Source organism: Rhodococcus sp. USK13 (assembly GCF_018343855.1).
In the GTDB taxonomy this organism is placed as follows: Bacteria; Actinomycetota; Actinomycetes; order Mycobacteriales; family Mycobacteriaceae; genus Rhodococcus_F; species Rhodococcus_F oxybenzonivorans.
Map to the genome: position 1 here is coordinate 1,409,460 of NZ_CP069242.1, position 26,238 is coordinate 1,435,697.

At 65.5% G+C, this 26,238-nt stretch carries 22 protein-coding genes and 1 pseudogene; 11 read left to right on the forward strand and 12 right to left on the reverse strand.

Annotated features, from left to right (window positions below; all coding sequences use genetic code 11):
* Positions 1–12: 12 nt before the first annotated feature.
* Together JQT59_RS09335 and JQT59_RS09340 are read right to left on the reverse strand one after the other, a co-directional pair.
* Positions 13–1,020, reverse strand: coding sequence for a MaoC family dehydratase (locus JQT59_RS09335; protein WP_213575882.1), 1,008 nt, complete (start codon positions 1,018–1,020; stop codon positions 13–15).
* Positions 1,017–1,856: an HpcH/HpaI aldolase/citrate lyase family protein gene (locus tag JQT59_RS09340; RefSeq protein WP_213575883.1), complete on the reverse strand. Its 840-nt coding sequence runs from the start codon at positions 1,854–1,856 to the stop codon at positions 1,017–1,019. Before JQT59_RS09340 ends, JQT59_RS09335 begins: the two co-directional genes overlap by 4 nt.
* Positions 1,857–2,049: 193 nt before the next feature.
* Here JQT59_RS09340 and JQT59_RS09345 point away from each other — a divergent pair, with 193 nt between their 5' ends.
* From JQT59_RS09345 to JQT59_RS09355, 3 genes are read left to right on the forward strand one after another with little or no spacing between them, the layout of a single operon-like run.
* A complete protein-coding gene (locus JQT59_RS09345) occupies positions 2,050–3,201 on the forward strand; it encodes an acyl-CoA dehydrogenase family protein (RefSeq protein WP_006946138.1) in 1,152 nt (383 codons plus the stop codon).
* A gap of 31 nt (positions 3,202–3,232) precedes the next feature.
* Positions 3,233–3,979 (forward strand): GntR family transcriptional regulator, encoded by a 747-nt coding sequence (locus JQT59_RS09350; protein WP_213575884.1) that lies wholly within the window; start codon positions 3,233–3,235, stop codon positions 3,977–3,979.
* 45 nt (positions 3,980–4,024) lie between these two features.
* On the forward strand, positions 4,025–4,477 hold the full coding sequence (locus tag JQT59_RS09355) for a MaoC family dehydratase (RefSeq protein WP_213577582.1): 453 nt from the start codon (positions 4,025–4,027) through the stop codon (positions 4,475–4,477).
* A gap of 4 nt (positions 4,478–4,481) precedes the next feature.
* On the opposite strand, the gene JQT59_RS09360 is transcribed toward JQT59_RS09355, so the two are convergent.
* Entirely contained in the window at positions 4,482–5,624 is a 1,143-nt protein-coding gene (locus JQT59_RS09360; protein ID WP_213575885.1) for a glycoside hydrolase 5 family protein, read from the reverse strand.
* A 223-nt stretch (positions 5,625–5,847) separates the two neighbouring features.
* Here JQT59_RS09360 and JQT59_RS09365 point away from each other — a divergent pair, with 223 nt between their 5' ends.
* On the forward strand, positions 5,848–10,323 hold the full coding sequence (locus JQT59_RS09365; RefSeq protein WP_213575886.1) for a PDDEXK-like endonuclease domain-containing protein: 4,476 nt from the start codon (positions 5,848–5,850) through the stop codon (positions 10,321–10,323).
* A gap of 14 nt (positions 10,324–10,337) precedes the next feature.
* On the opposite strand, the gene JQT59_RS09370 is transcribed toward JQT59_RS09365, so the two are convergent.
* Positions 10,338–10,931 (reverse strand): TetR/AcrR family transcriptional regulator, encoded by a 594-nt coding sequence (locus tag JQT59_RS09370; protein ID WP_213575887.1) that lies wholly within the window; start codon positions 10,929–10,931, stop codon positions 10,338–10,340.
* 79 nt (positions 10,932–11,010) lie between these two features.
* On the opposite strand from JQT59_RS09370, the gene JQT59_RS09375 reads away from it, so the two are divergent.
* Positions 11,011–11,397 carry a DUF1304 domain-containing protein gene (locus JQT59_RS09375; RefSeq protein WP_213575888.1) on the forward strand — a complete coding sequence of 129 codons (387 nt, stop codon included), beginning with the start codon at positions 11,011–11,013 and terminating at the stop codon, positions 11,395–11,397.
* Positions 11,398–11,431: 34 nt separating this feature from the next.
* Positions 11,432–12,436 (forward strand): NADP-dependent oxidoreductase, encoded by a 1,005-nt coding sequence (locus JQT59_RS09380; protein ID WP_213575889.1) that lies wholly within the window; start codon positions 11,432–11,434, stop codon positions 12,434–12,436.
* A gap of 43 nt (positions 12,437–12,479) precedes the next feature.
* On the opposite strand, the gene xylB is transcribed toward JQT59_RS09380, so the two are convergent.
* From xylB to JQT59_RS09400, 4 genes are read right to left on the reverse strand one after another with little or no spacing between them, the layout of a single operon-like run.
* Positions 12,480–13,871, reverse strand: coding sequence for a xylulokinase (xylB, locus tag JQT59_RS09385; RefSeq protein WP_213575890.1), 1,392 nt, complete (start codon positions 13,869–13,871; stop codon positions 12,480–12,482).
* On the reverse strand, positions 13,868–14,791 hold the full coding sequence (locus JQT59_RS09390; RefSeq protein WP_213575891.1) for a carbohydrate kinase family protein: 924 nt from the start codon (positions 14,789–14,791) through the stop codon (positions 13,868–13,870). Before JQT59_RS09390 ends, xylB begins: the two co-directional genes overlap by 4 nt.
* A complete protein-coding gene (locus JQT59_RS09395) occupies positions 14,788–16,269 on the reverse strand; it encodes a mannitol dehydrogenase family protein (RefSeq protein WP_213575892.1) in 1,482 nt (493 codons plus the stop codon). The genes JQT59_RS09390 and JQT59_RS09395 overlap by 4 nt, the downstream gene beginning before the upstream one ends.
* 10 nt (positions 16,270–16,279) lie before the next feature.
* Entirely contained in the window at positions 16,280–17,284 is a 1,005-nt protein-coding gene (locus JQT59_RS09400) for an NAD(P)-dependent alcohol dehydrogenase (RefSeq protein WP_213577584.1), read from the reverse strand.
* 142 nt (positions 17,285–17,426) lie between these two features.
* Here JQT59_RS09400 and JQT59_RS09405 point away from each other — a divergent pair, with 142 nt between their 5' ends.
* The 5 genes from JQT59_RS09405 to JQT59_RS09425 are packed head-to-tail and all read left to right on the forward strand — an operon-like array spanning position 17,427 to position 22,807.
* Positions 17,427–18,449, forward strand: a complete 1,023-nt coding sequence (locus JQT59_RS09405; RefSeq protein ID WP_213575893.1) for a sugar-binding transcriptional regulator — start codon at positions 17,427–17,429, stop codon at positions 18,447–18,449.
* A 52-nt stretch (positions 18,450–18,501) separates the two neighbouring features.
* A complete protein-coding gene (locus tag JQT59_RS09410) occupies positions 18,502–19,827 on the forward strand; it encodes an ABC transporter substrate-binding protein (protein WP_213577586.1) in 1,326 nt (441 codons plus the stop codon).
* Entirely contained in the window at positions 19,824–20,789 is a 966-nt protein-coding gene (locus tag JQT59_RS09415) for a carbohydrate ABC transporter permease (RefSeq protein ID WP_213575894.1), read from the forward strand. The genes JQT59_RS09410 and JQT59_RS09415 overlap by 4 nt, the downstream gene beginning before the upstream one ends.
* Positions 20,789–21,670, forward strand: coding sequence for a carbohydrate ABC transporter permease (locus JQT59_RS09420; RefSeq protein WP_213575895.1), 882 nt, complete (start codon positions 20,789–20,791; stop codon positions 21,668–21,670). The genes JQT59_RS09415 and JQT59_RS09420 overlap by 1 nt, the downstream gene beginning before the upstream one ends.
* A 51-nt stretch (positions 21,671–21,721) precedes the next feature.
* Entirely contained in the window at positions 21,722–22,807 is a 1,086-nt protein-coding gene (locus tag JQT59_RS09425; RefSeq protein WP_213575896.1) for an ABC transporter ATP-binding protein, read from the forward strand.
* 119 nt (positions 22,808–22,926) lie between these two features.
* Here JQT59_RS09425 and JQT59_RS36825 read toward each other — a convergent pair whose 3' ends face one another.
* From JQT59_RS36825 to JQT59_RS09435, 4 genes and pseudogenes are all read right to left on the reverse strand, one after another.
* Entirely contained in the window at positions 22,927–23,367 is a 441-nt protein-coding gene (locus JQT59_RS36825) for a transposase (protein ID WP_249354306.1), read from the reverse strand.
* Complete coding sequence (locus JQT59_RS36830; protein ID WP_249354308.1) at positions 23,364–23,549, reverse strand: hypothetical protein; 186 nt, start codon at positions 23,547–23,549, stop codon at positions 23,364–23,366. The genes JQT59_RS36825 and JQT59_RS36830 overlap by 4 nt, the downstream gene beginning before the upstream one ends.
* A 62-nt stretch (positions 23,550–23,611) precedes the next feature.
* Positions 23,612–23,788, reverse strand: a pseudogene (locus JQT59_RS36835) (transposase); the annotation flags it as partial.
* A 180-nt stretch (positions 23,789–23,968) separates the two neighbouring features.
* Positions 23,969–25,480 (reverse strand): MFS transporter, encoded by a 1,512-nt coding sequence (locus tag JQT59_RS09435; RefSeq protein WP_213575897.1) that lies wholly within the window; start codon positions 25,478–25,480, stop codon positions 23,969–23,971.
* Between the last annotated feature and the right edge of the window lie 758 nt (positions 25,481–26,238).

Here is a 26,238-nt window from a genome sequence, read left to right on the forward strand (position 1 = left end):
TGATGGTGGAGGTCATGCCATGAGGGCGGTGAAGCGCCAGTCGAGTACGGGAACGTCGGAGGCTGTGGCGTTGTGCGCGAACACCAGCGACCGAAGGTGGAGTAGTCCACCCCCAGCGGCGAGGGCGTCGGCACTCTCGATCCGGAGTTCGCTGGTGAGGGTGTCGCCCTCGTGGACGGGCCCGGTGTGATCGCACGACTTCCAGCCGAGGACGGTGACGAGATTGGGCAGGGCGCGAGTGGCCTGCCCGAGGGCGATCCCGATCGTGTGGCCGCCGTAGACGAGCCGTCCGTCGGCGCCGACGCGCTCGTCGTGGTGTGTGGCCGCGATGTTGAGAGTCAGGCGTGCGAGTTCCGGTGCGCTGGACACCACATCACCGCTGCTGCGGAACACCGCACCGGCGAGGGCGGGGGTGAAATGTTCGCCGGGCACCTTCTCGCGGTACACGTCGAGATCCCATCCCTCCGGTGCGCCGAAGGGCTGCTCCGATTGCGGTCCGACGGCCGACAGGTCGTCCGCCTTCCGGACGCGGTTCTCGTCGGGGCTCTCGGAGAGCGGAAGCATCGCGCAGCGGTAGAAGTCGAGGACCGTCCGGCCGTCCTGATCGGTCGACGTCATCCGCAGGGCGGCGAGGCCCGTGGGCTTCCGCCCGGGTTTCGCGGAGTTCTCGCGCAATCCCACTACCTCCGTGCGGGTGTGGAGGGTGTCACCCAGGTGCGGGAAGTGGTGGAACCGCAGGCCCCGGTAGAAGAGGTTGGCCTTCACGTGATGGGTGGCCACCGTCGACTGTCCGATCGCGAGGTCACACACGAGTCCCGGGTTGGCCACCCCCTCGGGCGCTCCGGTGACCGCCCGCGACAGGTGAGTGTCGAGTGGCAGCCTCATCCGGTCGCCGAGGATCGCCTGGTGGGTGGCCGAGAGGCCCGTCGTCAGAGTGACGGCAGGAGCAGAATCGAAAACTTGACCGATCTCGAGTTCGTCGAAATACGGTCCACCGACGTACGTCTGCGTGATCGTCATTGTCCACCCACCTGTGCGAGAACCCGTCGTGCCGCAACTGCGACGGCTTCGTCGAGCATCTGACCGTCGAGTTGCGCGGCGCCGTTCCCGGCCGCCTCCGCGTCGGCGAGTGCGTCGATCACTCGTCGCGCATTGTCGACGTCGGCGTTCGAGGGGGTGAATGCCGCAGCGGCGGAGGAGATCTGGTTCGGGTGGATCACCCACTTGCCGTCGAATCCGAGGGCGCTCGTCCACGACGCCGAGTGCCGGAATGCGTCGTCGTCGGCGATGCCGAGGAAGGGGCCGTCGATCGCCTGAATACCTGCGGCGCGAGCGGCCACGAGGACCGCCTCCTGAATGGCGAGCCAGTGCTCGGGGCGGGCCGCGCGGGAACGTCCCAGTGCGGCACCCAGATCGGCGTAGCCGATGATGACCGCATCGAGGTGATCGGCCCGTGAGATCGCATCGATGTTCTGTACCCCGCGCGGTGTTTCCACCAGCGCCTGGAGTCGGACGGTCCCGACGGCGTCCGCGGCGTCCTGCAGATCCTGGTGCGTCTCGGTCTTGGGAACGACGATGCTCGTCAACGAGGGGCCGAGCTCGGCACATGCGGCGAGGTCGTCCGCTGCCCACGGTGTGGTGAGCGCGTTGATGCGGACGGAGACTGCCCGGGAGCCGTCCGATTCGCGCACGAGGCGAGAGACGAGATCGCGGGCCGCAGCCTTCTTCGCCGGTGCGACGGCGTCCTCGAGATCGAGGACCACCTCGTCGGCGTTCGACTGCAAAGCCTTCAGTGCTTTGCGTTCGTCGGATCCGGGGGCAACCAGGACGGCGCGCCTGCGGGTGAGGTTCTGCACGATGCTTCATTCCTCGTTTCGGGATTGCCGGGTTTCGAGATAGCCGGGCACGACCGATATGTACGGCCAGAACTTCAGGATCGCACACGATGCTGGCAGGGGATAACCGCCTATGTCAAGACGGATTCTTGACTTGCGACGAACAAAGCGCAACTATGGCCGTACAAATGTCGAGCGCGCGAGGTGAGGGTTCATGGGCAAGCTGAACGAGGAAGAGACCTACCTGGTCGAGACGGTGCGGGCTTTCATCGACCGCGACGTCAAGCCGACGGTGCAGGAGGTGGAGCACGCCAACGAGTACCCCGAAAAGTGGATCGAGCAGATGAAGCAGATCGGGATCTACGGGTTGGCGGTACCGGAGGAGTACGGCGGATCGCCGGTGTCGATGCCGTGTTATGCGCAGGTGACGCAGGAGTTGGCCCGCGGGTGGATGAGCCTGGCCGGGGCGATGGGTGGGCATACCGTCGTCGCGAAGTTGCTGTCGTTGTACGGCACCGAGGAGCAGAAGCAGCAGTATCTGCCGAAGATGGCGACGGGCGAGATCCGGGCCACGATGGCGCTGACCGAGCCCGGTGGGGGATCGGATCTGCAGGCCATGTCGACCAATGCCAAGACCGACGGCGACGATCTGGTGATCAGCGGTGCGAAGACGTGGATTTCCAACGCCCGCCGCTCGGGATTGATCGCTTTGCTGTGCAAGACCGATCCGAGTGCGAATCCGAAGCACCGGGGTATTTCGATCGTGTTGGTCGAGCACGGTCCGGGGCTCACGGTGTCGCGGGATCTGCCGAAGCTCGGGTACAAGGGTGTCGAGACGTGTGAGCTCTCGTTCGACGGTTATCGCATTCCGGCCACGGCGATCCTCGGCGGCACCCCGGGCAAGGGGTTCGGGCAGATGATGAAGGGTCTCGAGACCGGTCGCATCCAGGTGGCCTGCCGGGCGTTGGGAGTGGCGACGGCGGCGCTCGAGGATTCCCTCGCCTACGCCCAGCAGCGGGAGAGCTTCGGCCAGCCGATCTGGAAGCACCAGTCGATCGGCAACTATCTGGCCGACATGGCGACCAAGTTGACGGCGGCACGGCAGCTGACCTGGCATGCGGCCGAGCAGTACGACAGCGGCGAGAGGTGCGACATGGAGGCGGGTATGGCGAAGCTGTACGCGTCCGAGGTGGCGATGGAGATCGCGCTGTCGGCGGTCCGTATTCACGGTGGGTACGGCTACTCCACCGAGTACGACGTCGAGCGGTACTTCCGGGATGCACCGCTGATGATCGTCGGCGAGGGCACCAATGAGATTCAGCGCAACGTCATCGTCTCGCAACTCGTGGCCCGAGGCGGTCTGTAGTCCCACAACCTGCACGTAGGATCGGTGCGCGATGAACGGTAGGGAACGAGAGAGTGAGCCGGCGTACCAGCTGGTGTCCAAACAGCTGCGCGAGCACATTGCTGCGGGCAAGTACCGCGACGGCGTGAAACTTCCCACCGAATTCGAACTCGCGGAGCAACACGGGGTGAGTCGTCAAACGGTCCGGCGGGCGTTCCAGGATCTGGTGGCCGAGGGCATCGTCTACCGGGTGCCCGGGCGTGGCACCTTCGCGGCCGAGTCCGATGGCCGCTACCTGCGTCAGCTCGGATCCATCGAAGACCTGATGAATCTGTCCACGGACACCACCATGGAAGTGGTCTCGCCGCTGCGCCGCCGGGTCGACATCGAGGCGGCGAGCAGGCTCCGGCTCGATACCGACCTCGTCCACACGGTCGTGTTCCGGCGACGTCACGACGACACACCCTTCGTGCTGACCACCGTCTACCTTCCCGACGAGATCGCACGGCTCGTCGCCGACGCGCCCGAGATGGCCGAGGGCGCCGTCAGCTCGTACACAATCATCGGGCTGCTGGAACCGCACCTGCGAAGTCCCATCGTCGAGGCGGCGCAGTCGATCACCGTGGCGCCGGCCACCGAGTTCGTTGCCCGGGAGCTGGACTGCGATGTCGAGCACCCGATGTTGCGAGTAGACCGCCTGTACACCGACGCCGACGGCCGGATCGTCGAACTCGCGGTCAGCTACTTCCTGCCCGAGCACTACACCTACCGAGTCACGCTCCGCCGCGGCGGACGCTGAACCACAACCACTCTGAACTGTAAACCGATGAGGAGAAGTACCGACATGCACGTGTTCAACGGAATCGACGAGGTCGAAGCTGCTGTAGGGGAGTCCCTCGGCTTCAGCGAATGGCTGGTGGTCACGCAGGACCGCGTGAACCTTTTCGCCGACGCCACCGAAGATCACCAGTGGATCCACGTCGACCCGGAGCGTGCCGCGGAGGGCCCGTTCGGCGCGGCGATCGCGCACGGCTATCTCACGCTCTCACTGCTGCCGAAGCTCGGCGCAGAACTCATGCGCGTCGACGGAGTGAAGATGGTGATCAACTACGGGCTCAACAAGGTTCGCTTCCCGGAACCGGTCCGGGTAGGGGCGTCGATCCGCGCCGGCGGCGAGATCGTCTCCTGCGAACGCACGGCAAAAGGTGCCCAGGTGGTCGTGAGAAACATCATCGAGATCAAAGGATCCGACAAGCCGGCGTGCGTAGCGGAGACGGTGCGCGTACTCGTGTCCTGAGTTCTCAGTAGGCGCCCGGGGCGGTACCCGTGCCGAGGGACCCGAACTGCTCGACCACATCCCACAGCGGGTCGTCGGGCCCCACGTCGTAAGTGCACTCGGTGGGCCGGGGATCCGGGACGAACGCCCAGAGCAGGGCCCCGGCTGCGCCCGCATCGCGTTGACCGGTGAGTTTCGTGGTGATGTGTGCGGCACGGTCGCCGAGGTCGCCGCACGATCCGGCGAATTCACCGATCTCGCCCATGAGGAGGGGCTTCCCCAGCGCCTCCGCCTGTTCGAGTCGTCGACCCAGACCGTTCCACTGATCGCCCGGAAGCGGGACGGCGTCCGCGCCGTAGTCGTGATACTGGACGACGTCGACATACGGCGATTCCCCGACGAACTGGTACTCATCGCCTTGGGTGCCGCATTGCCCGCCGCCGGTGAATCCGGCCGTGATCAGGGTCCGCGGGTCGCGCGCGCGGAGCTCGGCCCCGGCGTCGTCGAAGAAGTCCCGCAATACCTGTGCGGCGTCTGGGCCACACGACCGAGTCCACCACGAACAGGCCGCGTCCGTGCAAGTGCTCGTCTCCGGTTCGCCCACCAATTCCCAGGCGGCGAGTGAGGACGAGTTCTTGTACCGGTCGACGGCGGTGTGCATCCAGTCCCGGAAGCTCATCAACGTGCGGGGAGCCCCCGGTGTCATGGTCTGCCACCCGTCGACATACCACTGCCGGCCCTTGAACACGTCGTCTTCACACGCGCCGTCCTGCGGTGCGAGGACGGGAATCACCATCTGGTCGTGTGCCTCGGCGGCAGCGAAGACGGCGTCGATCGGTCCGAAGTCGAGCTGCCCGGTGAACCGGTTGATCGCCAGTGCCTGGAAGAGGTTGAACCGGGTCAGCGAGTGCGCCGGAAGTGACGAGAAGTAGGACCCGAGATCGACCATGGCCCCACAACCCCAGTTCACCGACCAGTTGGTGGCCAGCTGATAGGCGTTGAAACCCGTCGGCCACCAGGGTTGACCGTCGAGGGCGAATCCCTCGGAAGACGCCGTGACCCGCGAGTCCGGCGCGGGGTCGGCAGCCCCGACGGCACGGGTTCCGAAGGACAGGAGAGCGGCGGTGGCCAGCACGGCACCGGCTTTGGTGATGCGCGAATCGGCCATGGACAGATACTAGAGACCGAATGGTCGGAATGGAGTGTGGCGGGGACGGACGTCGGTGCGCGGCGGTGCCAGGCGACCGTCCAGTCCCTGTGACCTGCGCAACTGCGGGGTGGTCTTCTTGACTCCGAACGGGGACTACGCCTCGATCTCGTCCCCATCGACCCGATAGTGTGCAGGGCGGGGGCCAGCGCCGACCATCACCGAGAACTCTCAGAGGTTTACATTGTCGAGTCCCGAAACCGACGCCGAGCTTGCAGGCCGCGTCCAGCGGCTGCTGCAGTTCCTGCGCGAAATCGTCAGGGCTCGCACCAAGCCGGTCCTGCGTGTCGACCAGCACGAAAAGGTGGAATGGCTGCACTGCGAAGGCCGGGTGCTCCGATTCTCGGCAGATGCAGCGCAGGGTGACATCGTCCTCCGAGTGCCCGTCGCTGCCGTGGACGATCCACCGGCACTGCCGCCCGTTCTGCACGGCTGGGTGGATGCGGCTGCCCGATCCGACAGCTCGCGTCCCGAACTCGCCTTGAACGAATCGGACGCCTACGCGGAAGACTCCGACGAGGAATACGACGTCCGCCGGGCGTACGAGGTCCGGCAAGCCTTCGACGCGTACCTGCCGCGGTGGAAGGCCTGGGCGGCGACGGATCGCGAACAGCGCCCGCACGCCGAGCTGTACCATTCACTGCAGTCGATGCTGCAGGAGCTGAATGCCCGGCCCGAGTCGATCGAACTCGTCCTCGCCTCCGGTCTGCTCACCGTTCCCGGTGTGGGTCCGGATGCCGGTATCCGCACCCACCTCGTCACGCAGCCCGCAGGGATCTCCCGCGACGTTCGGACAGGTGACCTTCTCGTCCGGTTGACGCCGAGCACAGCGCCTCGACTCGAAGATTCCCAGCTGCTGACCGGGCTCGGCCTCTACGACAGCTCGCAGTCGATGCGACTGCAACAGCAGTTGCAGGAGGTCGCGACCTCTCCGCTCGGCACCGAGATCGGGCAGTTCCTCCGGGAGTGGGCCCCGCTGACGGTCACCACCGCTATCGATGTCCGTGACGCTGTCGAGCCCCCGGACGAGACGGGGACGGCCACACTCGCCCCCGCACCCGCACTGGTGCTCCGCAAGCGCAGCGCATTCGCCCTCGTCGAGTACTACGAGAAGATGATCGCCCATCTCGAACGCGACGGTGCCACGGTCCCGCTCGGGCTTGCCCAGCTGGTCGACGCGATCGAGCCGGCGGAGCGAGTGACGTGGCTGCAGCGCACGGGTGCTGCCGCGCCCGCCACGCTCGCCGACGACCCTCTGTTCCCCCTCCCCGCCAACGCCGAGCAGTCGCAGATCATCGAGCGCCTTGGTGGAGACAGTGGCGTGGTGGTCGAGGGGCCGCCCGGGACCGGAAAAACCCACACCATCGCGAATCTTGTCTCGGCCCTCCTTGCCCGGGGACAGCGGGTGCTGGTCACCAGCGAGAAGGCTCAGGCTCTGCGTGTGCTCCGTGACAAGCTGCCGCCCGAGATGCAGGAACTGTGCGTCTCGATCACCGACCTCTCGCGCGGTGGATCCGACGAGCTCAACCGCAGTGTCGCGACGATCGCCGAGCGGAAGTCGTCGTTCAACCCGGACAGTGAGGGCAAGCGGATCGCCGACCTGCGCGCCCAGCGGGCGGAGGCAATGCAGAAACGTGCGGTCGTACTCGACCGCGTGACGGCACTGCGCGAATCCGAGACGTACCTCCACGATCCCGTGGCTGAGGGTTACGAAGGCACGGCAGCCACGATCGTCCGCAAGGTCATGGCCCTGCAGGCCGACTTCCAGTGGCTCCCCGGACCCCTGCTGAGCGAGGAACCGCCGCTGACGGGCGCCGAGCTCGACACGTTGCGCGCACTGTGTGTGACGGCAACACCGGAACGTGCCCTGCGCTCGCGGCAAAGTCTGCCGCCACTCGACGCACTTCTGCCCAACCGCGCAGAACTCGAACGGCTCTGCGCACGGGCGTCGACCACCGTTCCCATCGACACTCCGCAGTCGGCACATTTGCTGGACGTCCTCGGCGGCGTCGACACCGATACCGCGCACACGGTACGACGGCATTGCAAGGAACTGCAGGCCCGGGCGCACGACGTCCTCGAACTCGACAGCAGATTCCACGAACTGGCCGACACGGTTCTCGCCGGTCGAGCCACGCATTTGTGGGGCCGATTGGATGCGCTGCCTGCGATCGTGGAAGCGGCCGCCGCCGCCGACCGCTACATCGGTGCGCACGATGTCCAGTGTTCCGTCATGAGCAGGCCTGCACTCCACGCGGTCGGGGCGCTGGCTGTCGCCATGGAATCCGGTGCCGTGGAATGGAAGTCACGCTTTCGTCGCAGCGACGAGCAGAAGGCCGTCGAGGAGCTCGGCATCGAGGCGACCGTCGACGGGCTACCCGCCACCACGGCCGCTGCCGTCCGGCTCGTCACGGAACACCTACGCGCGCACGACGCCGCCCTGACCGCGTCAACACTATTGGGCGATCTCGGAATTCCGGTGGAGATGAACGGTTCCCGCGCCGTTCAGGTGGACAGCCTCAACCTGATGGTCGGCAGGATCGCGCGGGTGCGTGCCTTGCTCGTGGCGCGCGATGCGCTTGCCCGTGAGCTGTTCGCGCTGTCGCCCACTGCCCCCCGCATGCGCACACTTCGCGACGCCACCGCGGTCGCCGGTGCGGCCGAGGCCATCACCACCCGAACCGACGTCGACAGTGCGCGTGCAGAACTCGACGCCATCGTCTCGGCGGTGTCTGCCGAGATCGACTCGGGTCCCTCCCCCGAGGGCACCGCTCTGGTTTCCGCTCTCGACCGCGCCGACAACGCGGCACTGTCCGCTGCCCTCGCGGAATACGCCAGGGCGCGCGCCGAGCAGCACGATCAATTGCTCTTCGACGAGTTGGCCGACCGCCTCGCCCCCGTCGCCCCGGCTTTCTACGAGCTGGTGCGCCGGACAGCGACGCTTCCCGAATGGGACGAGATGAGCTGGCAGCTGTCGGAGGCGTGGGCGTGGCGTCGTGCCCGTCAGTGGGTCACCGAACAGCACCGCGCCGGGCGCGAGCAGGAACTCGAAGCCGAACTGAACGGCCTCGACGCCGATCTGGCACATCTGACCGCTCGGCTGGCGGCCGCCGCCGCGTGGCGGGACTGCCTCGAGAATCTCACCGCCGATCAGGTCCGGGCGCTGCAAACGTACCGCGAACACATCTCCAACATCGGTGCCGGAGGCGGGAAGTATGCCGAAAAGTACCGCAGTGCAGCCAGATCCGCGATGGGAGAGGCGCAGGGAGCCGTGCCCGCCTGGGTGATGCCGCTGCAGCAGGTCCTCGCGTCCATACCGCCGGTCCCGGGCAGCTTCGACGTCGTCATCGTCGACGAAGCGAGCCAGGCCGACATCACCAACCTCTTCCTGCTGTGGCTGGCACCGCGGGTCATCGTGGTAGGCGACGACAAGCAATGCGCGCCCGCCGATATCCCCACCAACGGGACGCTCGACGACGTCTTCACCAGATTGGACGCCTACCTTCCAGATCTCCCGGAATACGTGCAAGCGACGCTGACTCCCCGGTCGAGCCTGTTCTCCATTCTGCGTACCAGTTTCGGCCAGGTGGTCAGGCTGCGCGAGCATTTCCGGTCGATGCCCGAAATCATCAACTGGTCGAGTACCCAGTTCTACGGTGAGCTGCCGTTGGTGCCGGTGCGGCAGTTCGGAGCAGACCGGCTACCGCCCCTGCGGCACACCTACGTTCCCGACGCCACGGTGTCGGGGAAGGATGCCACGCTCGCCAACCACGTCGAGGCGAAGGCGCTCGTCGATCAGCTCATCGAATGCCTCGTCGATCCCCGGTACGACGGAAAGACGTTCGGAATCGTGGTATTGCAAGGACAGTCGCAGGTCGACGCGATCCGCGGCGAATTGGTGCGGCGCATCGGAATCGAGCAGTGGGAGCAACGGCGACTGCGGGTGGGAACACCGCCCGACTTCCAGGGCGATGAACGCAGCGTCGTCTTCCTGTCCATGGTGGTGACGCCGGAGCAGCACTTCGTTCCGCTGACGGCTAATCAGTACAAGCGTCGATTCAACGTCGCGGCGTCGCGGGCGCAGGACCAGTTGTGGCTGTTCCACTCGGTGACCGTCGACGAGCTGAAGCGGGCCGACCTCCGTAATTCCCTGCTGAGCTATGTCATGTCGACGTCACCGGCGCCGGCCGAGCCGATGCCCCGAGGGGTGAGCCGAGACGTCCGGACGCCACCGTTCGACAACCTCCTCGAGCAGCGGGTGTTCCACGACATCGCCGAGCGCGGCTATCACGTCAATCCTCAGGTCGAGGTGAACAATCGTCGCATCGACCTCGTAGTCACCGGCGGGACGATGAGGCTGGCCGTCGAATGTGATGCGGATGCCTTCTCCACCACGCCGGCGCAGCGCATCGCCGACCTCGAACGCGAGCAGGAACTCAAGCGGTGCGGCTGGACCTTCTGGCGTGTGCGCGAATCCGAGTACTACCTCGACCCGAAGGCGGCGATGGCCGGCCTCTGGGACACCCTGGACAACCTGGGTATCGCCCCGCACGCCGTCGACCATGCCACCGCGATCGAGATGGCGGCGGCCGCCGAGCGGGCGTCCGGAGACGGCACTCCTGAGCGCGGCAAGCACGCGGCGCCAGCTCTGGCCGACTGACGGGCGGGCCGCGGTCAGGCGGTGCCGCGCCACTCCTCGAGCTGTTCGATCGCGGTGTGCGCCACCGCGATCGCCTCGTCCCGGTTGATGCGCGAGAGCAGGAACGCGCTGACCGACAACGACGTCAGCAGTCGCGTGCGGTGCTCGACGACGGCGGCAGGCGCGTCCGGATCGAGGGCACGCAGCGCGTGGGTCAGCGCTGCGGACAGTTCACTGCGATAGGCATCCACGACCATCCGCTGAGTCTCGTCGTGGGCGGCGAACCCGGCAGCGCTGTTGAGGAGCAGGCACCCACGACCCGGACAGTCCTCGGGGAGCGTGGCCAAGGTCTCGGCGAGAGCGCGGTAGTAGCGCACGCCCGCGTCGGGCCGGGCGGGCTCAGCGGTGAGAATTTTCAGACGGGGGCGGACGACACGGTCGAGGTAGTCCTGCACGGCGGCGTCAAACAGGCCCCGCTTGCTGGTGAAGGCGTTGTACAGGCTCGAGCGGTTGAGTCCGGTGGCGCGTTCGAGGTCGGGCACCGATGTGGCTTCATAACCCTTGTCCCAGAACACATCACGTGCGAGGCCGATCACCTCGGTGGTGTCGAAGTCCTGTGTTCGTGGCATGACGATCCTCACTCACTGTTGTGAAACGCTCATTTCAGTATATATTGAAATGGTCAGTTCACAATCAGGAGGAGCTTGTATGGTTACCGCCGGTCTGGTTCTCGCCGCTCTTGCCAGTGCATTACACGTGTACATCTTCGTGCTCGAGTCGGTGCTGTGGACCGCGCCGCGTACCCGCGCGACCTTCGGCACCACCGCCGACGAGGCCGCCGCCACCAAGGAGCTGGCCTTCAACCAGGGCTTCTACAATCTCTTCCTCGCCGTCGTGACCGCGGTCGGCGTCGTTGCGGTCGCTGTCGACGCGACTGCGGTGGGTGCTGCCCTCGTCTTCGCCGGTGCCGGATCGATGGTCCTCGCCGCGGCTGTCCTGCTGATTTCTTCACCGGACAAGGCACGCGCCGCCCTCACCCAGGGCACGCTTCCGTTGCTCGCGGTCCTTCTCCTCGCGCTCGGACTGGCGCTCTAGACATCTTTCGTCACAGCAGTGAAAGGAACTACTCGTGGTATCGAGCACGCAGATTCAACTGATCAACCGGCCGGCGGGCTGGCCCACCCAGGACGACTTCCGGACTGTCACCGTGGAGTTGCCCGACCTCGCCGGTGATCAGGTTCGTGTGGTCAACGAGTTCACCTCCGTCGACCCATACATGCGCGGTCGCATGAACGACGTCAAGTCCTACATTCCGCCTTTCGTGCTGGGGGAGACCATGACCGGTGGCGCAGTCGGGCGAGTCGTCGAGTCGACCGTCGACAGCCACCCCGTCGGCTCCGTCGTGGTGCACGACCTGGGATGGCGCGACGTGGCGCAGGGTGATGCCTCCGCATTCCGTGTGGTGGAGGAGATTCCCGGGGTCCCGGTGTCCGCATACCTCGGCATTCTGGGATTGACCGGCCTCACCGCCTACGTGGGTCTTCTGCACATTGCACACCTGAAGCCCGGTGACTCCGTGTTCATTTCCGGTGCCGCCGGTGCCGTCGGAACTGCCGCCGGGCAGATCGCCCGCCTCGAAGGCGCCTCCCGGGTCCTCGGATCCGCGGGCTCCGCCGAGAAGGTCGCGCTACTCACCGACCGCTACGGCTATGACATCGCGCTCGACTACAAGGCCGCGCCCATCCGCGAGCAGCTACTCGGAGTCGCGGGTGACGGAATCGACGTCTACTTCGACAACGTCGGCGGCGATCACCTCGAGGCGGCACTCGCCGCCATGCGCAACGGGGGACGAGCTGCGCTGTGCGGAGCGATCGCCGGCTACAACGCCACCGAGCGCGTGCCGGGACCGGACAACATGATGAACATCATCAGCCGCGGTCTCACGTTGCAGGGATTCACGCTGGGCAACTACACCCACGTGTTCCCCGAGTTCGCCGCCAAGATGGGACCGTGGCTCGCGTCCGGTGACGTGGTGCACGACGAGACGGTGGTCGAGGGCATCGAGAATTCGGTGGACGCATTCCTCCAGCTCATGCGTGGTGGGAACGTCGGGAAGATGCTGGTCAAGGTGTAGGCGGCTCCGCCGCCCGTGAGTGGTTGAGGAGTCCAGAGACTCGTTAACCACTCACGGGCGCGGAGCGCCTATAGCGTTCGCGGACGTCGGGGGCAGGGTCGGCCTCGTAACGCTGGGTGGAGGTCTGATCCCACTTGGGTGGTTCCGTTGTGCCGGCGAGTGTCCACGCAGCCTGCCGGCATGCGCCGACCGCAACGTACTCGCCGGGTTGCGGCACCAGGACGGGCGCACCGAAGATGGCCGGGGCGATCTCACGGAGTGCACGCGAGCGTGCGCCACCACCGACGAGCAGGATCCGGCGCACGGCGACACCCTGCGCGACCAGGTGGTCGATTCCATCCGCCAACCCGCACAGCAACCCTTCGACGGCCGCCCGCGCGAGGTGGGCGGGCGTCGAATTGCCCAGCCGCAGACCCTCTATCGACCCTGTGGCGTCCGGACGGTTCGGTGTGCGTTCGCCTTCGAAGTACGGCACCATCACCAGGCCGCCGCTGCCGGACGGCGCCGACAGCGCAAGCCGCGACAGCTCTTCGTGATCGACGCCGAGTAGTGCCGCGGTGGCGTCGAGTACCCGCGCCGCGTTGAGTGTGCAGACGAGCGGCAGATGACGTCCGGTCGCGTCGGCGAACCCTGCGACGAAACCGCCGGGGTCGTTGGCCGGTATGTCCGACACCGCGGACACCACCCCCGATGTGCCCACCGAGACGATGACGTCACCTTCCTGTGCGTCCAGGGCGAGTGCGGCAGCGGCGTTGTCACCCGTGCCGGGGCCGAGTACCGCGCCCGACCGCGTCTCGCCGATCCGCTCGGACGGCGCTGCCACTCGGGGCACCTGCACCGAGCGGCCACGGAGGGCCAGCGACAACAGGTCGGGTCGATACGCGTTGGCCGCGGCCGAGAAGTATCCGGTGCCGCTCGCGTCGCCGCGGTCGGTGGCCAGGGCATCGAGATCGCGCGCACCGGTGAGCTGCCAGCCGATCCAGTCGTGCGGCAGGCACACCGCGGTCGTCCGGTCAGCCTGTGCCGGTTCGGAATCCGCGAGCCATCGCAGCTTGCTGACGGTGATGGCTGCGAGCGGGACGACACCCACGGCGTCCGCCCAGGCGTCGGGACCGCCGAGGTCCTCCACCAAGTGTGCGGCAGCCTCCGCCGACCGGGTGTCGTTCCACAGCAGCGCCGGGCGTACCACCGACCCGCTGTCGTCGAGGCACACCATGCCGTGTTGCTGCGCTCCCACCGACACCGCCGCGACGTCGTCGAGACCACCGGCCGCGGTGATCGCGGTGTCCAGGGCCCGCGCCCATTCCTGCGGGTGCACTTCGGTCCCGTCGGGATGTGGCGCTGTGCCTTTGCGGACGAGTTCTCCGGTGTCGGCGTCGCAGACGAGCACTTTGCACGACTGGGTCGACGAGTCGATTCCTGCGACGAGTGTCATTGCAGAATCCCGGCCTCTCGGTCGAGCGTCTCGCGGTCGGGAAGGTCCGCGCCGGCCTTGGCGACGGTGAGGGCGGACATGAGAACGGCGTTGGCCAGTACGGTGCGCAGCCGTGCGGGATCGATTGCGCGCAGGGCACCACGGTGTTTCGCGCCGAGCAGGCCCTGGGACCAGAAGCCGTCGAGCAGTCCGGCCATGAAGGCGTCACCGGCGCCGACGGTGTCGATCACCTGGACCTCGCGCGCGGCCATCTCGACGACACCCGCCGCGCACACCGCGAAAGCACCTTCGGAGCCTTTCGTCACGGCGACCACTGCGGGTCCGAGCGCCAACCAGTCGCGGGCGATGTCGACGGGGTCCCGGGTGGGGTCGAACCAGGCGAGGTCCTCGTCACTGGCCTTGACGATGTCGGACATCGACACGAGGTGCTCGATTCGTTCCCGGGCTCGTACCTCGTCGGTAATCAGTGCGGTCCGGACGTTCGGGTCGAAACTGATGGTCGCGGAGGGGCGTAGGCGGTAGAGGATATCGGCCACCACGGCACATCCGGGTTCCATCACGGCGGCAATGGATCCGGTGTGAACCAGCTCCGGAGTCGAGGCCCAGGCGGGAGCGGGCAGCGCCCATTCGAGGTCGAACTCGTAGGTGGCCGCACCTGTCGGGTCGAGTGTCGCCCGGGCGGTGGCCGTGGACTCTGCGGACATGCTTCCCGACGCCACACGGACGCCGGAGGCTTCGAGGTGGTCGAGGATCAATTCTCCCCGTGCGTCCTCCCCGATGCGGGTGACGAATTCGACCGGTCTGCCGAGGCGGGCGAGTCCGACCGCCACGTTGAGGGGGCTGCCCCCGGCGTACTCGGTGGTGGTGCCGTCGGCGGCGGTGACGATGTCTATGAGGGCTTCCCCGACGACCATGCTCATGACTGCACCTTCTCGAGCAGGGATTCGAGTGTTTTTCGCGCGCCGACCCGGTGTAGCGAATCGAGTGCCCACAGATAGGCGGTGACGAACCGTGGATAGTCGGCCAGATCGCCGAAGATCGATTGGTTCTCGATGAAGGCCGTGGGGTTCTCGTGCTGGCTGCGTGCGATCGGCACGAGGGAGTCCCTCAACTGGTCGACGACGTCGATGGGTTCGCCGTTCTCGTCGACTCCCTCGGCGTATCGGGCCCAACTCGCGACGATCGCGGCCGACAGTCGGATGTGCCGGTCGGCTGTCAAATTCTCGCGGATCACCGGCAGCAGCCACTTCGGGATGCGGTCCGAGGACTCGGCGCACAGGCGGGCGACGGTGTCGCGGATCTCCGGGTTCGAGAAGCGCTCGATGAGCGTGCGCTTGTACTCGTCGAGGTCGACCCCGGGAACCGACGCCAGGGTAGGCGTGGCCTCGTCGTCCATGTACGACAACAGAAATTCGGCGAACAGCGGATCCTGCGCGACCTCGTGCACGAGGCGATACCCGGAGAGGTACCCGAAATAACAGAGGGCCTGATGACTCGCATTGAGCAGGCGGAGTTTCATCAGTTCGTAGGGTGCCACATCGTCCACCAACTGCACGCCGACCTGCTCGAACGGCGGCCGGCCCAGGACGAACGCGTCTTCGAGAACCCAGGAGGTGAACGGTTCGGCGGCGACGGGCCACTGGTCGTCGATGCCGAATCGAGTCGAGAGTGCCTGCGTCACTTCCGCAGTGGTCACCGGGGTAATGCGGTCGACCATGGAGTTGGGGAAGGAGGTCTCGGTGCGCATCCACGCCGCGAGTTCCGGATCTTTCATCTCGGCGTAGGCGAGGAACATCTTGCGCGCCACGGTGCCGTTTCCCTCGATGTTGTCGCACGACATGATGGTCGGCGACGCCAGTCCGCGGGCTCGTCGACGGGCCAGTGCTTCCACGATGAGCCCGAATGTGCTTGTCGGCGTGGCACCATCGCGGAGATCGTGGACGATGTCGGGGTTCTCGCGGTCGAACTCGCCGGTGTCGTGGGTGAAGTTGTAGCCGCCCTCGGTGATCGTGAGCGAGACGATCCGGGTGGACTCGGCGGCGATCTCTTCGATCACCGCTTCCGGATCGTCCGGTGCGAAGAGGTAGTCGACGATGGAGCCGATGACGCTCACGTTCCAGGTCCCGTCGGCATGTTTCAGGGCAAGGGTATAGAGCCTGTCCTGTGCCTCGAGTACGTCCTTCATGCGCCGATCGCCGGGCAGAACCCCGACTCCGCAGATGCCCCACTCGCTGGCCTGCCCGAGGCGCAGCAGCTTGTCGACGTACATTGCCTGGTGTGCACGGTGAAAGCCCCCGACCCCGAAATGCACTATCCCAACGGATATGCCGTTTCGGTCGTAGGTGGGTACTTCGACTGCATCGCTGAGCCGCTCCAGCGTCTGCGCGTTCAGTTGCATCGCTCTCTCCTCATTCCTGGACGCGTACGACGGCCTTGAGGCTGCCCGGCATCCGGTCTGCATTCAACGCTTGTTCGGCCTCGGCCAACGGGTACTTTCCGGTGACCATCGAATCGAGATCGACCCGGCCGGAACGGGCGAGTGCGATCGCGGCGGGCCAGGTGTTGGCGTACCGGAAGACGCCGGTAAGTATCAGTTCCCGGTTCTGGATCGTCTGCACCGGAAGTGTCATCTCGCTCGAACCCATGCCCACCAGGACGACGGTGCCCGCCGGCCGAACCGCGCCGATGCCGGCCAGCACGGCGCTCGGCGCTCCGGAGGCGTCGACGAAGGCATCCACTCGGAGGGCCGACACGTCCTGCTCGCGCGGGTCGAGGACGGTGGTGGCGCCGAACTTGGCGGCCACGGCCCGCCTTTGTGCGTCGAGATCGGAGACGATCACTTCCGTGGCGCCGAAGGCCAGTGCCGTTTGCGCCGTGGCAATTCCGATCGGCCCGGCGCCCGCGATGAGCACCCGCGATCCCGCGGTCAGCCCGGCTTTCCGGGCCGTGGCGATGGCCACCGACAGCGGCTCGCACAGTGCTGCCGCGTCGTCGGACATCTCGTCGGGGACGGCGTGCGCGAAAGCGGCGCCGATCGTCACGTACTCGGCCAGCGCCCCGTCGATCGGCGGGGTGGCATAGAACTGCATGTGCGGGCACAGGTTGTAGAGACCGCGCCGGGTCTCGTCGGTACCGGGATCGGGGCGCTGGGGTTCGATCGACACCCGCTGCCCGATTCGGCCTGTCGGGACGCCCTCACCGACACCGACAATGGTGCCCGACGCCTCGTGGCCGAGAACGATGGGCTGTTCGACGACGAACTCCCCGATGCGTCCCTCGCGGTAGTAGTGCGCATCGGATCCGCAGACGCCGACCGAGGAGACCTGCACCAGCACGTCGCCGGGAGCGGGGGTGGGTACCGCGCGCTCCCTGATCTCGATGCGACCGGGTTCGACGAGCACGCTGGCACGCATCGTACTGGGGATACTCGAGGGAAGTGTTGTGTGGGTCACACCTCGATGCTAACGTACTGAGCAGAAGAACGCATAGTGATCATTTGCTCACGGGTTTCTCGGGCGTCCGCTCCACGGCCCGAGATCATGGCGAGGAGAACCAGTGACATCCCCCGATACAACGGCATCGACGCCGTCTCTCACCGCAGTCCCGTCACCGTCGACCACGGAAGATCTGCGACTCGCGTTACGAGCGGCAACGCTCTACTACCTCGACGGGCTGACGCAGGCCGAGGTCGCGACTCGGCTCGGCGTCTCCCGGCCCACCGCGGGCCGCTTGGTTGCCCGCGCCAAGGCGCAGGGCTTGGTCCGCATCGAGGTGCAGGTTCCGGCGCACCTCAGTGACGCCCTGCGCTCCGACGAGGAACGTGCTCTCGAAGAACGGTTCAACCTGGTCGAAGCGGTGGTGGTCGCCGACTCTGTGGACGCCGCCGGCCCGATCGACCAACACGGCAGCTTCGCCGGGGTGGGACGCGCTGCTGCGTCGTTGCTGGTGCGGCGGATCCGCGACACCGACACGCTCGGTTTCACCTGGGGCCCGGAAACGGTGGCCGTGGCGCAGGGTCTACCCTCCGGTGCGGCAGTGTGCGCCACCGTTGTGCAGCTCGACGGCTCGGTGAGCGCCATCAATTACCAGACCGGCACCGAATACGTCCTCGGTAGGTGCGCGGAACAATTGCAGGCGAACACTATTCGGCTTCCCGTCCCGCTGTACGCGGATGCGTCCACGGTGGTATCCATGCGGGGAGACTCGGTGATCTCCAAGGCGCTCGAGGTCGGTCGCACGGCGCAGATGATGATGTTCGGCACCGGCGCGGTCTCCACGTCGACCACGTTGTTCGAGGGAAGCTTCCTCGACACCGACATGCTCTCCGTACTTACCGACCTCGGCGCGGTCGGCGAGGTGGGTGGCCGTTTCTTCCGGCTCGACGGCACTGACGTGGATGGGCCGCTGAACGAGCGGGCCATGTCTGTTCCACTCGACGACATCCGGGCCTGCGAGGGATCGATCCTCGTCACGGGTGGAGCCGCGAAACACCATGCGGCACTGGGTGCCCTCAACGGCGGACTGGCCAAGATGCTGGTCTGCGACATCGAATGCGCGCGTTGGCTGCTCGATCAGTAGCACCACGCAAGAGAGGTGAAGATCGGTGAAGAAACATAGGAAACCGGCGACGATGCTGGTGGCGGGCGCGGGAGCGCTCTGCCTCACGCTCAGTGGTTGCGCGGGCGCCGGATCGCTGGGCGCGTCGGATCAGACCATCACCATTGCGATGGTGTCCAACTCACAGATGCAAGATGCCCAGAAGCTCGCGTCGCAGTTCGAGGAAGAGAACCCCGACATCGACCTGAAGTTCGTGACGCTGTCGGAGAATCAGGCGCGCGCGAAGATCACGGCATCCACCGCAACCGGTGGCGGCGAGTTCGACGTCGTGATGATCAGCAATTACGAGACTCCGCAATGGGCCAAGTACGGCTGGCTGAAGAATCTTTCGGAGTACGCCCAGGCGACCGAGGGGTACGACGAGGCCGACTTCATCCCCACCCTGCGCGAGTCGCTGTCCTACGAGGGGAACATGTACTCGGTGCCGTTCTACGGCGAGTCCTCGTTCCTGATGTACCGCAAGGACCTATTCGAGCAGGCCGGGATCGCCCTCTCGGAAAAGCCGACGTGGACCGAGGTCGCCGCAGCCGCACAGCAACTCGACTCCGAGGACATGGCCGGAATCTGCCTCCGTGGCAAGCCGGGCTGGGGTGAATTGCTCGCGCCGCTCGACACCGTCATCAACACGTTCGGTGGCCGCTGGTTCGACGAGGACTGGAATGCGCAGCTCACCAGTCCGGAGGTGGAACGCGCCGTGCAGTTCTACGTCGACCTGGTGCGCGAGTACGGCGAGCCCGGTGCCGCGACGAGCGGTTTCGGTGAGTGCGTCACACAGCTGGCTCAGGGGCAGGTGGCGATGTGGTACGACTCGACGTCCGCGGTGTCCACCCTGGAGGATCCGTCGTCGAGCGCCGTCGTCGGCAAGATCGGGTACGCACCCGCACCGATCGAGGTGAAGGACAACTCCGGCTGGCTGTACAGCTGGTCACTCGGAATACCGGAGAGCAGCGACAACCCCGATGCGGCGTGGAAGTTCATCTCGTGGATGACCGACAAAGAATACATACGTACGGTCGGTGAAGATCTGGGCTGGGAGCGGGTGCCCCCGGGCAGCCGGCTGTCGACCTATGAGATTCCCGAGTACAAGGAGGCCTCGGCGGCCTACGGTCCGCTGACGCTCGAGGCGATCGAGAACGCGACACCGGAGGCGCCCACAGTGCAACCGGTTCCCTACACCGGGGTGCAGTTCCTGGCGATCCCGGAGTTCCAGGATCTCGGAACCCGCGTCAGCCAGCAGATCAGCGCGGCCATCGCGGGCCAGCAGACCGTGCCCGAGGCGCTCGCCCAGGCACAGCAGTACGCCGAGGTCGTCGGCGCGACATATCGGGAGGAACAGTGACCACCATCGCGGAGAAGCCGGCCGCGGATACCACCGCCGACCGGGTGCGAGAACTGCGGGAGGCCAAGGACGACAGCGTCTCCCGCGCCGAGGGATGGCGTCGCCGAGGGCCGTTGCTGCCCGCCCTGATCTTCATGATCGTGGTGACCCAGATTCCGTTCCTGTTCACGCTGTACTACTCGACGCAGTCCTGGAACCTGGTGCGTCCGGGGTCCCAGGCCTTCGTCGGACTGCAGAATTACGTGGACGTGTTCCAGGACAGCCAGTTCCGTGAGGTCGCGATCAACACCGTGATCCTGATCGTCGGCACCGTGCTGATCTCCGTGGTCCTCGGGCTGCTGCTCGCGCTGCTGCTCGACCGCGCGTTCCTCGGCCGCGGTATCGTACGTACTCTCCTGATCACGCCGTTCCTGGTGACGCCCGTCGCCGGTGCGCTGCTGTGGAAGACCACGATGTTCGACCCGGTGTTCGGCATCGTCAACTTCGTCCTTTCCCCGTTCGGGGTAGGGCAGGTCGACTGGGTCAGCAAGTTCCCGCTCGCCGCGGTCATGGTGAACCTGATCTGGCAGTGGACCCCGTTCATGATGCTGCTGATCCTGGCCGGTCTGCAGTCCATGCCGCGCGACATCCTCGAGGCGGCACGGGTGGACGGCGCCAAGCCGATCGCGATGTTCCGCGAACTGACCCTCCCGCATCTCCGCCGGTTTATCGAACTCGGCGCGGTGCTGGGCGCGATCTACCTGATCAACACGTTCGATGCCATCTACATGATGACCCAGGGTGGACCCGGCACGGCCAGTGCCAACCTCCCCTTCTACATCTATCAGCGCGCGTTCCTCGGTTTCGACATAGGGCAGGCCGCTGCGATGGGCGTCATCGTCGTGATCGCGACCATCGTCGTCGCGACCTTGGCGTTGCGCCTGATCTTCAAGAGCTTTACCGGTAACGAGGAGGCAGCGTAATGAGTACCGACACTGCGGCGGTGCCGGTGGAGTCCACACCACCCACCGCGCCGGAGAAGAAGCGGGCGCGCAAGCACCGCAAGTTCAGCCCGTGGAGCGTGGTGGCGTGGATCGTGGCGCTCGGCTTCTTCTTCCCGGTGGCCTGGATGGTGCTCACCGCATTCAAACAGGAGGGTGACGCCTATACGACCCCGCCGAAGCTGTTCTTCACGCCTACCCTGGACCAGTTCACGGCAGTTCTCGAGAGCGGAATCGGTATCGCACTGCTCAATTCGGCATTCGCGACCGCCATGTCGACGATCCTCGTGCTGGTGCTCGGTGTGCCGGCGGCGTTCGCGCTGTCGCTGCGGCCGGTACGCAAGACGAAGGACGCTCTGTTCTTCTTCATCAGTACGAAAATGTTGCCGATCGTGGCCGCGATCATCCCGCTGTACGTGATCGTCAACGACATCGGTCTGCTCGACAACATCTGGGCGTTGGTCATCCTGTACACGGCGATGAACCTGCCCATCGCGGTGTGGATGATGCGCTCGTTCTTCCTCGAGGTCCCGGGCGAACTGCTCGAGGCGGCGAGTATGGACGGTGCGAGCCTGTGGACCTCCGTGCGTGAGGTAATTCTTCCGCTCGTGTCTCCCGGCATTGCGGCCACCGCGTTGATCTGTGTGATCTTCTCGTGGAACGAGTTCTTCTTCGCGGTCAACCTCACCGCCGTTCAGGCGCAGACCATTCCGGTGTTCCTCGTCGGATTCATCACCGGTGAGGGACTGTACTGGGCCCGGCTGTCGGCAGCGGCGACGCTGGCGGCGCTCCCGGTCATCTTGGCCGGCTGGGTCGCGCAGAACAAGCTGGTCCGCGGCCTGTCGTTCGGCGCGATCAAATGATCACCCCGACAAACACTTCCCCCGACTTCGGTACTCACAAGAGGAGCAATCATGGCTGACATCGCGTACAAGGGCGCATCCTGCATCTACGAGAACGCCGACACGCTGGCGGTCGATTCGCTCGACCTCGAGATCGAAGACGGCGAATTCATCGTCCTCGTCGGACCGTCCGGTTCCGGCAAGAGCACGGCACTACGCATGCTCGCCGGCCTCGAGGACATCGACGAGGGCACCATCACCATCAACGGCAAGGACATGGTGGGTGTGCCGTCGAAGGACCGCGACATCGCGATGGTCTTCCAGAACTACGCCCTCTACCCGAACAAGACGGTGGGCGAGAACATGGGATTCGCGCTGAAGATGCGCGGGGTCGGACTCGAGGAACGCAAGCGGAAAGTGGCAGAGGCGGCGAAGGTTCTCGACCTCACCGAATACCTCGATCGTAAACCGGGCAAGCTGTCCGGCGGCCAGCGGCAGCGCGTCGCGATGGGACGCGCGATCGTGCGTGAACCACAGGTGTTCTGCATGGACGAACCACTGTCCAACCTCGACGCCAAACTGCGCGTCCAGACGCGTACCCAGATCGCGGCATTGCAGCGCAGGCTCGGCACCACCACCGTCTACGTCACCCACGACCAGGTCGAGGCCATGACGATGGGTGACCGGGTTGCCGTCCTGAAGAACGGTAAGCTGCAGCAGTTCTCGGCGCCGACCGAGCTCTACGACCGGCCGAACAACGCCTTCGTCGCAGGCTTCATCGGATCACCGGCCATGAACCTCATGACCATGCCCATCGTCAGCGACGGTGTGCGTCTCGGGAACTCGACGCTCGCTCTCGAACGCGACCAGCTGTCGGCGCTGCACTCCGCCGGGCTGGACACCGTCACGGTCGGTGTGCGTCCCGAGCAGTTGGAACTCACGACCGGTGAGGGCGGCATCGAGGTGATCGTGGACCTGGTCGAGGAACTGGGGAGTGAATCCTACGTCCACACCCACATCGCCGGCGACGGTACGCAACTGACCGCCCGTTCACTGACCCGCACCCCCGCGCGGCTGGCCGACACGGTGTCCCTGCGCAAGCGCGACGGAGCGGTGCATCTCTTCCACCCGGAAACGGGGGAGCGGATCGGCGACTAGAGCGTGGGCGCGGCCGATCCGAGATCGGGTCCGCGCCCACCCGTTGTGTCGAAGGAATTTCCCGCGGACGGATTGACGCAGTGGGGGTCGCTAATGCCTCAGAGTGTGTTTGAAAACCGTCAGGTTCGAGCGAGCCGCCTGGTCATGGTCGCGATCGTTGCGATGTGAACCATGGCCTCGTAGTGGTGGTCGGGTCTGGTTTCGTAGTCTCGCACGCAGCGGCGGTGCTTGTTGATCCACGCGAAACTTCTCTCGACCACCCCAACGCGGGGTCGGACGTGGAAACCGGCGGCGCCGGGGATGCGTTTGATGATCTGCATAGGCAGGGCGAGAGGGTCTTTCGCCCAGACGGGCAGCCGTCCGGGCGGACCGCAGTCGGCCCAGACCAGCCGGGTGGTGGAGAACCTGCCGCGCAGTGCGGTCGGGAGTCGATGCGCGGCGTCGCGGACCTGGATCGAGGCAGCGGTGACGACGACGGCGAGCAGCAGTCCGTTCACATTCACAGCAACGTGTCGCTTGACGCCGTTCGTTCTCTTGCCGCCATCCCAGCCGCGGCTCATCGGGGCACGGTATCGGCGGCCGGCACCGTCTGCAAGGCGATGATCGCCGCGGTCGGGCACCGGTCCCGCCCGGCCCGCACCCGCAGGCGGTCGCGCAGCGTGTCGACGATGCGCTGCCGCGCGCCGCTGTGGGACCAGCGGGTGAAGACCGCGTACACCGTCCCGGTTGGAGGGAACTCCATCGGCAGTTGTCCCACGCGATACCACCGCGCACGATGTACAAGATGGCGTCCACTATCAGCCGGCGGCAATGTTTCTCGGGTCTGCCGCCGCGGCCTGCCGTGCTGCCGGGCGCGGGCAACAGCGGTTCGAGGGTCGCCCACTCTGCGTCGGTGACCGACGACGGGTACACCGCGCAACCGTGCCCGCTCGTCGCCTGGGGCGGGCACGACGGGTATGGCGGAATCGGCGATGATCGCATTGTGGGCTCCTGGAGTGGGCGGGGACTTGGCACTCACCGACCCAACCAGGAGCCCACTTTCTTCGATTCTCAGCGAGGCACACGCCCACAATCACGAGTTCTCAAACACCTTCTGAGCAGGAACTGTGAGACTTTCCGGGAGATGCAACTGCGGTAAGCCCGCAACCGGTCGAACGGTGGTTATTCTGCGGTAGCTGTGACTGGGGTGTCTGCGTGCCTAGGGTTGTTGTCAGGTTCCGAGGCCTTCAGACGGGAGGCGGCAAAAACTATTGCGAGACCGACAACCGACACAGTGACGCCGACGAGGACGGCGACTTGTAGACCTGTCTCACTCAGGAACGACCGGGGCCCGACGTCTATGGTGCTGAGCGCAAGAATGATTCCGATTCCTGCAGTTCCGACTCCGGTGAAGGCGGTACGCACCACCAACTGCATTCCCGTCGCAGCGCTCGTCTCGGTCTGCGGAACGCATTCGACAATGAGCATGGGAAGACCGGCCAGGGCGAACCCCAGCGCCAGAGCGACCAGCACAACCATGTTGATCACGAAAGCGACTGCCGACGAGTAGGTGAACAGAAAGCCGACGTACGCGACAATCCCGATCACGAAGGCAATCATCACGGTCCGAGCCGCTCCGAGGGTTCGGCACAGACGCGCAATCATGGGCGAAATTGTGTACCCGATCAGTGCGCCGAGAACGCTCGGAATCCCGGCTTGGGTGGCGGTGAATCCCAGCCCTACAGGAAGATCGATCGTTGTGCCATCAGACGATGCGAGATATTCGGGGGTCCGCATGACGGCCTTGTTGAAGACACCCGCCATCCCGAGTAGTGCGAGTCCGCACAGAGCCGTTGCAACCATCGTCAAGCTGAACTTGGGATTTCGGAATCGACGCAACTCGAACACCGGATCACTGACACGCAGTTCCCATTTCGTCCACAGAGCCAGCACCGCGGCGCCCATCCCCGCAAACAGCAATGTACGGGAACTCGTGAATCCCCAATCGCTGGCCTTCGTGATGGCGTACAGCACCGCCCAGATGCCGACGGCGAAAAGAACGACGCCCAAGTAATCGATTCTGCCTCCGGCCATGGACTCGGAGGAATCCTCCGGAATCATGACCAGGGTGGACACGCAGGCAATCAGCGACAGAACCGCGCAGGCGTAGAACATGACTGGCCATGTGAAGTGATCGATGATGACGCCGGCGAGGAGGATTCCGCCGGCGCCGGCCGCCGTGGCTGTGAGGCCGAGCAGGGTAAAGGCCAAGGGAACCTTTTTGTCTGGCAGCACCTGCCGTGCAATTCCGAAGGTCAGTGGAAGAATGCACGCAGCTATTCCTTGGACAGCGCGACCCGCGATAACGATTTCGACGTTCGGTGCCAGTGCACTGACCAGAGATCCGACTGTTGCGAGGAGCAGAACAACGATCAGGACCTTGCGGCGGCCGAACTGGTCGCCCAACCGTCCGCAGATGCCGACTGAAGCGGCTGCGACCAGGGAGTATGCGGTCACTATCCAGCTGAGCTTGGCGATGTCCGTGCCGAAGAAGGGGTCGTTCGAGTAGAGCAGCTGAAGCGCCATGCCACTTTCGAATGCACCCACCAGTTCGGCCAGGATGAGTCCGGCGATCACCAGCGATACGGATCTCTTTCGGACACCCGATACGTCCTTGTCGAGGTTGCTACTCATGAGCAGGTATCTCCTTACTAGGCGGTGGTGTTTCGAAGCGAGCTAGTGGTGTGTGGATGCACGAGCACAAACCGTCAATCGCAGAAATCGGACGAAAGTGGAAGCGTTCAGACGGTAAACGATGGAGGACCATAGGATTCGCTTCACACCGGCCGAATGTCGGGCGTCCCGGATAGAGCTAAAGGCATGTGCGCTGGGTCGATCAGACCTACGGCGAATTGTTGGCCTCGTTGCGTGCTCGGCCTCAGATGCGTGCCCTGTGCAGGGAACGTCGTTGCTGTCATGAAAGTCCTCGTCAGAAGCGATGGTCATGATCGCGTAGGGCGACCGGCGCGCACCAAGGTGAGACGCGAATCACATATACGGCATACAGTAGAAGTCGATTTCCTATTAGTCAATAGGCCGTGAACAGGCTTACCGGCGGCTACACGCGGAATCTAGGAGATATACCCCGTATAGGTGATCCCCTGAGCGGGATGCACCATGTGGCAGGGAAAGTTGTTGGCCAAGTTGCCGGTGGACACATGGGTCAGGGCAGCCGGACATCGCCGGTGCCTACTGCCCCGCGCGGTGGGTAGATCGGTTCCGGCCGCCGGTCCGCGAAAAGACATCGGCGGAGGTGCTCATGTCGAAACACGGCGGAAACGCTCGGCAGCTGACGCTCAACAGCCTTCGCGACCGCGTCTGCACATGGCCCGGTTCGTCGATGACGGCTGGACGTTGTACTGCGGCGGCAAAGATATTCGTGCTTTCGCTCC